Annotated in this window: 9 protein-coding genes; 2 read left to right on the top strand and 7 right to left on the bottom strand. The window is 73.7% G+C overall.

Going from position 1 to position 13,130, the window contains the following annotated elements; all coding sequences use genetic code 11:
* The first annotated feature begins 102 nt into the window (after positions 1 to 102).
* Positions 103 to 1,758, top strand: coding sequence for a hydrolase (locus ACIP84_RS02095; RefSeq protein ID WP_401793430.1), 1,656 nt, complete (start codon positions 103 to 105; stop codon positions 1,756 to 1,758).
* A 78-nt stretch (positions 1,759 to 1,836) separates the two neighbouring features.
* Here ACIP84_RS02095 and ACIP84_RS02090 read toward each other — a convergent pair whose 3' ends face one another.
* The 5 genes from ACIP84_RS02090 to ACIP84_RS02070 all read right to left on the bottom strand — a co-directional run bounded on the left by ACIP84_RS02090 (position 1,837) and on the right by ACIP84_RS02070 (position 8,891).
* Positions 1,837 to 3,960 (bottom strand): ATP-binding protein, encoded by a 2,124-nt coding sequence (locus ACIP84_RS02090; RefSeq protein ID WP_401793427.1) that lies wholly within the window; start codon positions 3,958 to 3,960, stop codon positions 1,837 to 1,839.
* Entirely contained in the window at positions 3,957 to 4,712 is a 756-nt protein-coding gene (locus ACIP84_RS02085) for a DUF4255 domain-containing protein (RefSeq protein ID WP_401793424.1), read from the bottom strand. The genes ACIP84_RS02090 and ACIP84_RS02085 overlap by 4 nt, the downstream gene beginning before the upstream one ends.
* Positions 4,712 to 5,362 (bottom strand): LuxR C-terminal-related transcriptional regulator, encoded by a 651-nt coding sequence (locus ACIP84_RS02080; RefSeq protein ID WP_401793421.1) that lies wholly within the window; start codon positions 5,360 to 5,362, stop codon positions 4,712 to 4,714. Before ACIP84_RS02080 ends, ACIP84_RS02085 begins: the two co-directional genes overlap by 1 nt.
* 260 nt (positions 5,363 to 5,622) lie before the next feature.
* Entirely contained in the window at positions 5,623 to 7,761 is a 2,139-nt protein-coding gene (locus ACIP84_RS02075) for an FUSC family protein (RefSeq protein WP_401793418.1), read from the bottom strand.
* A gap of 128 nt (positions 7,762 to 7,889) precedes the next feature.
* Positions 7,890 to 8,891, bottom strand: a complete 1,002-nt coding sequence (locus tag ACIP84_RS02070) for an ArsR family transcriptional regulator (RefSeq protein ID WP_401793415.1) — start codon at positions 8,889 to 8,891, stop codon at positions 7,890 to 7,892.
* Between the two features lie 218 nt (positions 8,892 to 9,109).
* Here ACIP84_RS02070 and ACIP84_RS02065 point away from each other — a divergent pair, with 218 nt between their 5' ends.
* The gene (locus ACIP84_RS02065; protein ID WP_401793412.1) at positions 9,110 to 10,069 is read left to right on the top strand and encodes a hypothetical protein; all 960 of its coding nucleotides are present in this window, start codon (positions 9,110 to 9,112) and stop codon (positions 10,067 to 10,069) included.
* A gap of 55 nt (positions 10,070 to 10,124) precedes the next feature.
* Here ACIP84_RS02065 and ACIP84_RS02060 read toward each other — a convergent pair whose 3' ends face one another.
* On the bottom strand, positions 10,125 to 11,558 hold the full coding sequence (locus ACIP84_RS02060; RefSeq protein WP_355967585.1) for a cellulose binding domain-containing protein: 1,434 nt from the start codon (positions 11,556 to 11,558) through the stop codon (positions 10,125 to 10,127).
* Between the two features lie 59 nt (positions 11,559 to 11,617).
* Positions 11,618 to 13,123: a beta-N-acetylhexosaminidase gene (locus ACIP84_RS02055; protein WP_401793409.1), complete on the bottom strand. Its 1,506-nt coding sequence runs from the start codon at positions 13,121 to 13,123 to the stop codon at positions 11,618 to 11,620.
* Positions 13,124 to 13,130: the final 7 nt, after the last annotated feature.

Below are 13,130 nucleotides of genomic sequence, written 5' to 3'. Positions count from 1 at the left end.
CGCTCCCGCCGCCGCCGACGGGCTGCCGGGGCACGTCACGCTGCCCCCGAGCAGGGACTTTCGGGCAGCCGGACACCCCACCCGCGCCCTTAGCGTTCGCCCATGACCATGTGGACCTCTCTGGACCCGGCCGAGGTGACCGTCGAGCCCGGAGCACGGGCCGGCGCCCGACTGCGGGTGCGGAACACCGGCGACACCGTCGAGGAATACCGCCTCTCGCTCGTCGGCAAACCCTCGGGCTGGTCCCGGATCGAGCCGGACGTGCTCCGCCTCTACCCGGGCAGCGAGGGCACCGCCGAGATCTCCTTCGCCCCGCCCCGCTCCTCGGACGTGGAGGCCGGGCCCCTCGCGTACGGCATCCGTGTCGACCCCCGGGAGAACTCCGGCGCCCGCGACGTGGTGGAGGGGCGGCTGACCATCACGCCCTTCACCGAGACGCGCGCCGAACTGCTGCCGCCCGCCCTGATCGGCCGCCTCCGCGGGCGGGCCCGTATCGCCGTGGACAACCTCGGCAACACCCCGCTGACCGCGTCCCTGGTGGCGCGGGACGAGGCGAACCGGCTCACCTTCGACGTACGGCCGAACGCCGTGCAGATCGCCCCCGGCCGCGCCGCATTCGGTGAACTGGTCGTGCGGCCGCAGGCCGTGCGATGGACCGGCGGCGAGGAGTCGCACCGGTTCACCGTGGCCGTCCGGCGGGCCGGCGACGACACCGCCCTCGACCTCGACGCCACCTTCGACCAGCGTCCCGTCTTCGGGAACTGGCTCGTCGTCGCGGGCGGACTCCTGCTGACGGCCGTGATCGCGTTCGTCGTGCTCTGGATCAACTTCTCTCCGAAGGTCGTCAGCGCGGCGAAGGACCTCCGGGCGACCAACGCGCCCCGGCCCGTGCCGCAGGGCACCGGCGACACGCTCCCCGACGCGCCGCCCCCGCTCGACGGGAGCGGCGGACCCACCCCGGGCGAGAAGCCGCCCGGCGACCTGCCGCCCCTGACGGACGGCGGGTCGCCGGGCGGCGGCGACGGGACGGGTGAGGACCCGGGCGACGGCGGCGACGGCGGCGGACCGACCGAGGGCGGCGCGCCCGGCGGTGGCGGTGGAGGCGACGGCGGCGGTGGCGGCGAACCGACCGAGGGCGGTTCGCAGCCCGGTGACGGCGGGAACGAGCCGCCTCCGGTCTCGCCCGCCGCTCCGGTGAGCGTGCCGCCCTGGCGCCTCGGCTACCCGAAGGACGACGTCGTGGAGTTCGCCCAGGAGCGCCTCGCGTCGCTCGGCAACGCGTGCACGCTCAAGCCGGGCTGGAACCCGGGCGTGATCGACACGGCGACACGCAACTCGCTCATCTGCTACCAGCGACTCGTCTACAAGGACGGCGTCGAGAAGCAGAAGAACTCCGCCGAGATCTTCCTGACGGACACCGAGGGCGAGCTCGGCCGCGCGACCCTCGTGTCCCTGTGGGCCCAGCGCATCACTCCCGACACGGTGAAGCCCGGCTCGACCACGATGCAGACCACCCAGCTGACGGCGGCCTTCTGGTGGGCGTACAACCGGGAGTCCAGCCCCACGGACCTCGCCAGGGAGCGCACGTTCGCGCGGCAGGGCATCGCGTACCTCCGTACGGACAAGGAGTCGCCCAGCACGTACAGCAAGCAGGTCGCGGACAAGATCCGCGCCTACCAGACGGCCGTCGGTCTGCCCGCGACCGGCACGACCGACTGGGCCACGCTCCGCAAGATGATCGGCGGCAGCGTCATGTGACCTGAGGCCGGGGCAGTCGACGACGGAAAAGAGGGGCCACCCGACGGGTGACCCCTCTCCTCCGTGCCGTTCCCGCCGTCAGGGGGCCCAGGGCGCCCGGCCCTCCAGGACCAGCCGCCCCGCCTTGCGGTACTCGCGCCGTGCCCCCGCCCGTACGTCCTCGCCCGTGACCGCCGAGCCACGGGCCGCGGCCAGATAGCCGGCCGTCACCGCGGCCGACCGGATCGCACCGCCCGCCAGCTCGAACTCCTTGGCGCAGCGCGTGATCTCCTCGGCCACGTCCGCCGCCTTCGGGGTGCCCGACAGACAGGAGTTCCACAGCGACACGCGCTCTTCGGGGCCGGGGAACGGAAAGTCCACGACCACGTCGAGCCTGCGCGTGAACGCGTCGTCGATGTTGGCCCGGAGGTTGGTGGTGAGCACCGCGATCCCGTCGAACGACTCAAGACGCTGCAGCAGATACGCGCTCTCCAGGTTGGCGTACCGGTCGTGCGAGCTCTTCACCTCGGACCGCTTGCCGAACACCGCGTCCGCCTCGTCGAAGAGCAGCACACAGTCCGTGCGGTCCACCTCGACGAAGATGCGCTCCAGGTTCTTCTCGGTCTCTCCGACGTACTTGTCGACCACCGAGGACAGGTCCACCACATAGAGGTCCAGGCCCAGTTCGCCCGCCACCACCTCGGCGCCCAGCGTCTTGCCGGTGCCCGACTCCCCGGCGAACAGCGCCACGACACCTCGCCCGCGCCCGCCACCGGTGCGCAGCCGCCACTCCCCGAGCACCCGGTCCCTGTGACGGGCGCGTGCGGTCAGCTCGTGCAGCAGACCCAACGGCTCCTCGGGCAGCACGAGATCGGCGAAACCGACCGCCGGCCGGATCCGACGGGCATGGCTGTCGAGCAGCGGCGCGGAGACCAGTCGGGCACTGTGCTGCACGTGCGCAAGGGTCGGCGCGGTGCCCTCGAAGGCGGCGAGCGCCCGCGCCGTACGAGCCGCGCGACGGATCTGATCGCCGCCGAGCCGGCACGCCGCAGTGGCCTCCGCCAGATCGAAGTCACCCTCCAGGGGCCCGAGTTCGCGCTGCCACAGCTCGCCGGTGCCGACCGCGCCGCCCGGCGCTTCCAGGGCCAGCAGCTCCGCGTCCGGCGCCCAGCCGGGGTCGGGCGCGTCGGCGCCGGCGAGGACCACCGTCGTACCGGACGAGGCGAGCGCACGCACCAGCGGCCCGGGCCGCTGCGGCAGCGGCTCGACGACCACGGCGGCACCGCGCAGCCGCGCCTCACGCAGCACCGCCCGGGCCACCGTCGCGTCGACGCACTCCGGCCGGTAGCGCAGGACGGGCCGCCCGGCCCCGCGCAGCGCCGCGACGACCGCGTCCGTGGCGGCTCCCGGCACGCGTTCCCGCAGATGTACGGTGACCGGTCCGGCGACCGCGACCCGTTCACCGAGCGGCGTGGTCGCCACGCCCGACTCCGTACCGGCCACGGTAGGCGTCAACAACTCCAGTCCGACCTCCATCAGTTGGGCGTCCAGTCGCGTGTCGTCGCCCAACAGGTGTGCCACCACCCGCTCAGGTACGCGCAGGGCACGTCCCGGCAGCGGCCGGTCCTCGTCCTCGACGTCGAGCAGGCCCCCGGAGCGCAGCGGCGCGGCCGGATGGAAACGGTCACGTGCGGCGGGGTCGTGAGGGCCGCTGCCCGCGAGGTCGAGGGCGAGCGCCATCGTGGCGCGGCGCCGCCCGACATCGTCGTTGAGGTACCCGTACAGCGCCTCGAAGCCCCGGTCCACATCGGGCGCGAGCGCGACGAGCAGGATGTGCGCGTCGAGCGGGGACAGCCCGAAGGTCCGCGCGAGCGCACCGAGGCGATCGTCCCGGCCCAGGTCAGGCAGCGGGAAAGGACCGTCGTGGGCGTCGTGGGTGTGGCGGGCGTCGTGGGTGTGGTGCGTGTCGTGGGTGTGGTGCGTGTCGTGAGTGTCGTCTTCCGCCTGTTGATCCTCGCGAGCCTCATGCGCCCCCTGGCCGGCCGTGACCGGTCCGGCGGCTGTCCGGCGTGCTGCCTCCGCGGACACGTACAGCCCGCGCAGGGGATCACCGGCCGTGGGGTCGACCGCACTCCGTACGTCGACGAGCGCGCCGACCCGCGCACGCAGGACGGCGAGGTGGGCGAGCAGCGGGGAACCGGGGACGGCCCGGAGGTCGCTCATGCGCCGGCCCCGTCCTGCGAGCCGCCGCCGGTGCCGCTCTCCAGGGTTTCCAAGCCTTCCAGGGCATCGAACGCCGCCGAGCTCTCGGCGGCGTCCATCGCCCCCCTGGCCTCCTCGGGCGTGCGGGCCTGACGGGTCACCCGCGCCGACCCCGCGCGCCGTATCGTCCGGGGCCTCGATGCGGCGGGCACACCCGCGACGCCCCCTACCACGATCTCCCCCTCGGTGACCGGCGGAGCCACCTCGTACACCGGCGTCACCGGGAACGGCGTGGTGATCACGACGTCGAGCGAGGGCTTCAGCTCACCGCCGAGCGCCGACCAGATGTCGGCGAGCGAGCGCGACTCGGCGGGCGGCACCGCGACGGAGATCGGCAGCTGGGTGGTGATCGAGCGCACCGACTCGGGCACCGCCTCGCCGGGCAGCACCTCGTGCGGGAGCAGCAGCGCCATCGCCCCCGACAGCAGCCGGTGCTCGTCCTCGGGCCGGGAGGTCCAGGCGGTCACCAGGTACGAGAGCCGGAACCAGCGTGGCGGTCGACGCTTGCGCGTGACGACGCCCTGGGAGTCCCATTCGGCGTAGGCACCGCGCTCGCGCCGGGCCACGTCCTCCCGGATGTCGTACAGGTAGGCGTTCAGGGTCGGGGCGTTGCGGCGCGCCGCCCAGTCGCGGGTCGGCGCGTCGAAGGCGACATCGCCCTCGACGGCGGGCGTGAGCAGCCGGCGCAGTGCCTCGTCGATCTCATGGAGCATCAGATGTAGCCTTCACGGAGCGCGTACGCGACGGCATGCGCCCGGTTGGTGAGCTGCAGACGCGTCATCAGCGCGTGCAGGATGTTCTTGACGGTGCGCTCGGAGTAGGCGAGCTTCTCGCTGATCTGCCGTGTGTCGAGCCCCTCGGCGAGCAGCCTCAGGACGTCCACCTCGCGCGGCGCCATCCCGAAGAGCGGCGCCGCCCCTCCGGCGGCCGCGCCCGCCGTCGTCGCCCGCTGCAGGCGACCCACCTGGTTCAGGAGCCGGCTGACGAGGTCGGGCGGGAGCTCGCCCTCGCCGCGCGCCGCGGTGTGCACGGCGCTCAGCAGTCTCTGCTCGGTGGCCTGGTGACGCCAGATGATGGCCCGTACCCCGTACTCGACGACGGCCAGCAGGTCGGGCTCGCGCAGCTCGCGCGCGACGAGCACGACACGCTGGTCCCTGCCGCGCAACAGGCGCCGCAGTTCGGCCGTGGTGGGTTCGTCGATCCGCTCGGCGAGCATCACCGCGACCGCCGGGGAGTCCCGGCAGAGGTCGTCCTGGTCAGGGACGACGTCGACGGTCGGTTGATGCCTCAAGTGGCTGATGAGCCCGGCCCGACTGAGTGGATCGGACGCGTGGACGGTCACCGTCACCCGCTTGGTGAGCACTTCCGCTACCTGCACTTTCTCACTCGCCTCGACCGTCCGTGCCTGGCCGCATGGTGAGGTCCCCGTGGTCTGCCGATGACTGGTTCTGCCGATGACCGGTCTGCTGTGGTGCTGTCCGTGGCCGGCGTGCCGGCCACGGTGGTCCCCTCCAGGTTCCCGTGCGCCACTCACGTCCCGCTGCCGCCGTGCTAACGCATCGCTGTCGTCCTCCAGAACCCCAGGGCACGGGCCCTGCACAGCCAATTCCTCTGTGGCACAGCTCACTTGTGATGGCCTGCGAGCCGCTCCATGTCCGTCATCAGCGAATCCAGCCACTCCACGGCCGCGTAGTACCGCCGAGGGGCCCCCGGCGGCTCGACGTCGAAATCGGCGAAGTCCCGTGCTCCGGCGGCGACCGGCGTGCCCGGCGTGTCGCCGATGGGGTCCAGACGGGCGGAGACCAGCAGCATGCCCGCCGCCACCCGGTCTCCGATCCTCGTCACCGCCTCGGCCGACTCCTGGGGCAGGGGCGGGACGACGGTCGGCTCGGGTGGCACGAGCAGCCGGTCCGCGCCCCACAGCGTGTGGTGACCGGACAACAGGGCGGCCTGCCAGTCCTGTGTGTCGCCCGCCGTGTCCAGCGCCTTCGGCTCGCTCCGGTACTGCGCGTACGCCGATTCCGCCATGATCAGAGCGTGCTGCAACGACCGGTTGCCCGGCGAGGTGGCCACGGGGGCGCGCGCCCCGCCCGTGGCGAGCTGCGAGATCGTCGCCACCACCGCCTCCGCGGCGCTCCGGAGCATCGTCGCCACCGACCGCCGCAGTTCGTCGTGGGCGCCCTTGGGCCAGGCGAGCAGCCCGAACACGGCGCCGACCGCGCTGCCCGCGACCACGTCGAGGAGCCGGAACTCGGCGAGCTGCCAGGTCGCGGGGGCCAGCTGGGCGAAGACCAGGGCGACGACCATCGTGAACATCGCCTGGGCCCAGCCCACTCCCTTCACCGGACCCAGCGTGAAGGCGACCAGCATCAGCGGTGGCAGCGCGGCGGCGTACACCGTCGTGTCCGTCCCGACCAGAGCGAGCAGGGCGGCCACGACGACCGCCCCCACCAGGGTTCCGGTGAGTGCCACCCGCACCGTGCTCCGCGTCTCCCGTGCCGTCGTACGGGTCAGGGTGAGCGTCGCGAGAAGCATCCAGAACCCGTGCGGCAGCGTGTCGAGGCCGGCGATCGTCCGTGCCGCCGCGAGCGCCAACGCGATGCGCACCGCGTTCTGGAAGAACACCGATCGCTGCCCCGCGTGGCCCGAGAGCCGCCGCCACCACAGCTGGGGTGCCCGCATCCGCGCGTACCAGAACCGGCCCGGTGCCGCCGCCGGGGCGGCCCTGCCCCGGACGGCGATCTCCGCCGCCGTGGACATCGCGAGCGCGGCGTCGGCCACCTCCAGGACCGCCGCGTGGCGGCGCAGCCCGGCGGGTGTGGCACCGGGCTCGGCGCCCTCGGCGAGGGCCTGTCGGACCTCCTGGAGCCGGGAGCGGGCGTCTCCGGGACTCTCACGGCCGCGCAGCAGGGACGCGGTCTCCCGGCACGCGTCACGCACCGCGCGCAGCACATCGGGCCACGTCCGGGCCTCCGCCGGGCCGCCGGGCGGCGGCGGAAGCGACACCAGCCGCCCGAGCAGCGTGCGGGCGGCCAGACCGGTGTGCGCCAGGGCGCGGGCCCTGACCCCGGGGCCCGCGGGGCGTTCCGCCTCCGGCACCCGTGAGGACCGCAGGCCGCCGCTGAGTTCCCGGGCCGCCCCGAGTGCCGTGTCGCCGAGCGCGTACGGGGCGGACGCCAGGTCGTCGGCGCAGCGCCCCGCGTGGTCGGCGGCCCGGGCGGCGAGCTCGCGGTACGGCACGCCCGGCGCGCGATCCGGCAGCAGGAACGCCTCGGCGAGGATCAGCAGCGCCAGGCCGACCGTGGCTCCGACCAGCCGTTCGCCGAGGGACTCGGGGACGTAGGGCGGGAAGGACGGCAGGATGTACATCAGTTGCAGCCCCGGAGCGGCGCCGGCCGGCCGCGGTCCTCCCACGGCCATGAAGGCCAGGACGAATCCGATGACCAGCATGCCGAGGACCGCACTCCACGTCCGCACGGACAGGTAGGTGCCGACCGTGATGAGCACCCAGCAGGCGGGCACCACGGGCAGCAGGGTCGCGGCGCGCTGCCGTCCGGTGCCGGGGATGTGCGAGAGGCCCGCCATCGCGACCGCGGCGAAGAGCGCGTAGGTGGCGGCGACGGCCGAGTCGAAGCCGTACAGGAAGAGGTAGAAGCCGGCGGCGGCGGCGACCGTGACGCGCACCGACCGCCGTACGGCCGCCGCGTAGGCGGGCGGGAGCCGCGCCTTCGTCAGCCGCCGCTCCCCGGGAGTACCACCCATACCTCCCAGCATCCCCCGACGACGCCCGACCGGCATGCGGCGACCCCCGCCCCTGCGCCGATCGGTGCCCCCGGGCGGTCCGGCGCCCCATGGAGCGGCCCGGCCTCCACACGGCGTGCCGCGCCCGCTCAGCCCCCGGCCAGCAGGGAGGCGCCGAGCGGGGTGAGGCTGTGGAGCACCGACGTGCCCGTCCGCACGGTGGTGATGAGACCCGCCCCGCGCAGGACCCCCGCGTGCTGGCTCGCGGCCGCGAGCGAGAGCGCCGCGCGTTCGGCGAGCGCCGTCGTGGTGGCGGGAGACCGCAGCAGCGCGAGCACCTGCGCACGATTGCGCCCGAGCAGCGCCGCCAGCGCCTCCGGCCGTTCACCGGACCCGTCCGCGTGGCCCGCGCCGCCGCCGTCGTCGTACAGGGGATAGACGAGCACGGTCGCCGCCTCGGGGCGGTACATCACCATCGGGCCGGTCGCGAACCACGACGGAACGAGGAGCAGGCCGCGCCCGCACAACGGGATGTCGTAGGTCGACGCGGACGGCAGGTGCAGCGTCGGCGGCTGCCAGTTCCAGGTGGTGCCCAGCGTGGTGAGGAGGGCGTCGACACCTCCGCGCAGCAGCATCTCCGCCCGGAGCGCCCGGTCGGTCAGGGCGTCGCTGCGGATCCGTGGCCAGAGCGGCTCGATCACCGTACGGAAGTAGCCGCGCGTGTCGGCGACCAGGGCCGCGCAGGCGGCCGGTGCGCCCTGGACCAGGTCGTGGGCCCACCGGCCGGGGCGGCCCAGGCCGCCGTTCCAGCCGGAGACCTCCGGTATCCCGAGATCAAGCGCCAGCCGCTCCCGCGGCGTCGACGCGGCCGCCTCCAGGGCTTCGGAGAAATCGTGCGCCGACGGCTGGAGCAGGAAGTCCGGGACGAACCCGTGCTCGGTGAGCAGCTCGGCGAGAACACCCGCCCCGGCGCTCCCGCCACCCGGCAGGGACTCGTGGAACCGCCGGGCCGCGGCCCGCACCCGCGCACCTCGGCGCGGACCCGGACACAGGCCCAGACGGATGCTCAGAACGGTCTCCGACAGCGCGTTCGCCGTCGGAGCGAGCGTGATCCGACGCAGATCGGCGGCCGTGAAGTGAAGGCGGATCATGCCGACCGATTATCGGGCCCGCGGCCGTTCTCCCCCAGAGGGGACGGCGGACCGTTCACAAGGCGTGACAAGGGGCCTCTTCGCGACGGGGTGGCGAACCCTTTCGCCTGCACGTGAAAGGCGATGCGTCGCCGAAGGCGAGGGAGCACGCTTCCCGTGTCCACCTCACCGACCCGCTCGCCGAGCTCCCCCGACGCATCCCACCCGGAGGAACACCCATGCGCCGCGCCCCCACCCGAACCGCCTGCCTTCTCGCCGCAGTCCTGCTGGCCGCCCTCGCCGGCGCGCCCGGTCCCGCCGTCGCCCGGGACCTGCCCGACACCTATGTCGTCTCCCGGGCCCCCGGCGTACTCCCCGAGGGGATCGCGGTCACCCCCGACGGGACCCTGTACGTGTCCTCGGACGGCACGGGCGCGCTGTACCGCGGCCACATCGGCCGCCCGGACCTGCGGCCGTTCCCCGCGCGGGGGCTGAAGGGCCGTACCAGCACCCTGGGGGTCCACACCGACCGGCGCGGCCGTGTCCTCTCCGTCGGCGGAGCGACCCTGACCGTCCACGACCGGCACGGACGCCTGCTCGCCACCCGCACGGCCGCCGGCGGACCGCTCGGCGCACCCGACCTCAACGACCTGACCGTCACGAAGGACGCGGTGTACGTCACCGACTGGGCCAACCCCGTGGTGTACCGGGCGGAGACGCGGGGCGGCACCCTCGGGCCCCTCGAACCGTGGCTCGACATCCGCGAGGCGTTCCCGCAGTTCCCGGCGCAGTACTGGCTGTTGAACGGCATCGTGGCGAACGAGTCGGGCACCACCCTGCTGGTCGCCTCCAACGGCACCGAGGCGGTCTGGCGCGTCGACATCGCCGGCCGGACCGTCACCCGGCTCTCCCTCGGCGAGGAGTCCTTCGGACCCGACGGCATGGTGCTGCGCGGCCGGACGCTCTACGCCGTGCTCAACTACGGGGCCCCGCACGGCGTGTACATCGCCCGCCTCGACGAGGATCTGCGTACGGGAACGGTGACCCATCGCCTCACGGGCGAACCCTTCGACCTGCCCACCACCCTCGCCCGGCACGGCTGCCGCCTCTACGTGGTGAACAGCCAGCTGGACGAGCCGCCGGGCCGGCCCCCGTACACGGTGAGCGCCGTCGACGACCCCACCTGCCGCACCACCTGACCCCTGCCGGTGGGCCGCCGTCCCCCGCGGGACGGCGGCCCACCGGGACGGCCTCCTACGGGGCCGGCACGGTGTCCTGGAAGGTCGTGCCCGCCGTCCGGTACGCCCCCACCTTCGCGGCCACCTGCGCCGGGGTCAGGACCTGGTCCTTGACGTGCAGGACGTAGTCGACCTTCTGGTCGTAGGACCGCGGTGTCGTCGAGGTCTGGCCGGCGAGGTCGATCAGCCACTGGTTGAAGTTGATCGACATCGGTCGCTCGGGCAGGTACCGGGCGTCGTGCCGGCCGAACTCCTGGCCGTCGACGTAGTAGACGATCGCGTTGTCGTCGATGGTCAGCACCAGGTCGTGCCAGCCGGCGTAGCTCGTCCGGGCCTCGGAGTGCTGGTTGACGGCCTCCCAGGGGTCGGGCCGGTAGGTCTCCCACGACGTCGTGTAGAGGATGTTGGCCGGCTCGCCCCAGCCTCCGTTGGGCAGGTACTCGAAGTCGTACTCGGCGTAGTCGTCGGCCATCGGCGCCTTGAGGTCGTTGATGGTGAAGAAGGTCTGCACGACACGGTCGCCGTCCGGACCCGACACCGGCGCGTCGGAGAAGCGCACCCGCGCCGCGTACGTGCCGTTCCTGAACTTCGAGGCCCGCGTGAGGATCTCGGTGTGCCGGGTGGACTCGCCGGTCCCGGCGGTCGAACTCCGCAGGTTCATGATCGAGTTCGTGCCCTCCTTGGCGAAGGTGACGTTCTCGGGCGCCCACGTGGCGCCCGGCACCCCGGGGCCGCCGGAGTTGGAGCGGACGCTCCAGCCGTGGGCGCCGATCGCCGGGTCGCTGTGCCCGCTGTAGTCGAAGTCGTCGAAGAGAGCGGCCCCGTTGGGCGGCGGGGTGGTCGGGGGAGTGGTCGGGTCGGTGGGCGTCGGGGTGGGCTCGTTGCCCGCCGGGGCGGTGCCCCAGACCGGCACGCCGCCCACGGTCGCCGTGACCTTGGACCAGTTGGCGTACGTCGTCTGGGCGGGCCCGAAGGAGTAGTCGTCGCTCTGGTTCAGCGACTGCCAGTTGGACCGGTGGAAGCGCAGCTGCATGTCGCCGGTGTCCGCGCCCGGCGCGAGGGAGCCGGCGCCGGCGGTGAAGCCGATCTCCAGGTAGCGGTCGGCGGTCGCGGTGGGGTTGGCGAGGGTGCCGAAGGTGCCGGTGAGGTTCGCGCAGCCCTTCACGGCCCAGGAGCAGGCGTAGGTGTACGAGGCTCCCGCGTCGGCCTTGAAGTAGTAGCGCACCTTGACCTGGCTCAGCGGAACGCTCGACGGGCCGGTGTTGACCACCTTGAGCCAGGGCTCGACCTGGTCGCCGCCGGTCGAACTCTGCCGGTACTGGACGGTGACGGCCTCGCCGGCGGCCGCCGCCGGCAGGGCGGTGAGGGCGGTGGCACCGAGTCCGGTCACCGCGGCGACGGCGAGCGCGGCACGGATCCGCAGGCTCCTGCTCCTTGTGGGGTCGTTCATGGTGGTTCCTCTCCTTGGGTGGGGTGCTGCCGAGGGGTGCTTCCGGTCGGCGGGCGGGGTCACGGGGCGGGGGTGAGGAGGGGCGCGGGCGCGGGGGGCAGACGGCGCGGCACACCGAGGGTGTCGAGCCGGGCCCGGTGGTGGCGAAGGCGCTCCTGGAAGCCCGGCCAGTCGTGGCGACCGGTCCAGACGACCTCGGCGAGTGCGCAGAGCCGTGGAAACGTGAGGTACTCGGCGTGCGCGGTGGTGGGCACGTACTCGGTCCACAACTGCACCTGTGAGCCGAGGACCTGGGCGGCCTCCGCCGGGGTCCAGTCCGCCGGAGCGGGCTCGTTGCCGTGCACCGTGCGCAGGTCGACGACCTCCCCGGCCTGGCCCGGCGGCTCGGCGGGGCTGGTCGACTGGGGGTAGTCGAGGTAGGTGGTGCGGTGGGGCGCCATGACGACGCGGTGCCCGCGGCGGACGGCCGTACGACCGTGGTCGGCGTCGCGCCAGGGCATGACGGTGAAGTACGGCGGGAGGTCGGCGCCGTTCTCGGTCCAGCTCAGCGGCAGCCGCCCCGCGTCGAGGAGGTGCCGGCCGATCTGTTCCATGAACCAGCCGTGCAGCCCCGCGGGTCCGGGCAGTCCCTCCTCGGCCGCCCGTCGGCGCGCGGCGGGCGAGTCGTGCCACTCGGTCGTGGGGCACTCCTCGCCGCCGATGTGCACGTACGAGGAGGGGAAGACGTCCATCACCTCGTCCAGGACGGTGCGGCAGAAGTCGAGCGCTCCGTCGTGCACGCCGAGGATCGTGTCGCACACGCCCCACCGGTCCCAGACGTCATATGTACGGCCTGGATGGTTGCCGAGCTCGGGGTAGGCGGCGAGCGCGGCCCGGACATGCCCCGGCATCTCGATCTCGGGCACGACGGTGACGCCGCGCTCCGCCGCGTACGCCACCAGACCGGCGAGTTCCGTACGGGTGTAGGCACCGCCGTGCGGCACTCCGCCGACCTCGGTGAGCCGGGGGAGCGCGGCGACCGGCATGCGCCAGCCCTGGTCGTCGGTGAGGTGGAGATGGAGGACGTTGAGCTTGTGGAGCGCGAGGAGGTCCACGTACCGCCGGAGGTAGGAGACCGGCCGGAAGCGGCGGGCGACGTCGAGCATGGAGCCGCGCCAGGGGAAGCGCGGGGTGTCGGTGATCTGCGCGCAGGGAACGGACCACGCGACGCCTGCCACGGGTTCGGCGCGAAGGGCCTCGACGGGCAGCAGCTGGCGGAGGGTCTGGACGCCGGCGAGGAGCCCCTGCGGGCGGGCGGCCCGCAGCAGCACCCCCTCGGCGCCGACGGTGAGGCCGTACCCCTCCTCGCCGAGCCCGGTGAGGGCGCGGTCGAGCGCCAGGACGACAGAGCCGTCCGCGCGGGCGGGCAGCGGCAGACCGGTCGCCGGGCCGAGCAGGGTGCGCAGCAGTCCCGCCGCGCCTTCGGCGCCCGGTGAGACCTTGAGCGCGGTCGAGTCGGTGAAGGTGAACGTGCCGGGCAGGAGCTGGAGGTGGGTGGGTTCGGGGACGAGTCGGGGCTGGGGCATCGCGGTG

Origin of the sequence: Streptomyces sp. NPDC088707, assembly GCF_044752725.1 — a bacterium.
GTDB lineage: Bacteria > Actinomycetota > Actinomycetes > Streptomycetales > Streptomycetaceae > Streptomyces.
The sequence above is the reverse complement of the archived record's forward strand: the minus strand, read 5'-3'. Positions and strand labels throughout refer to the sequence as shown.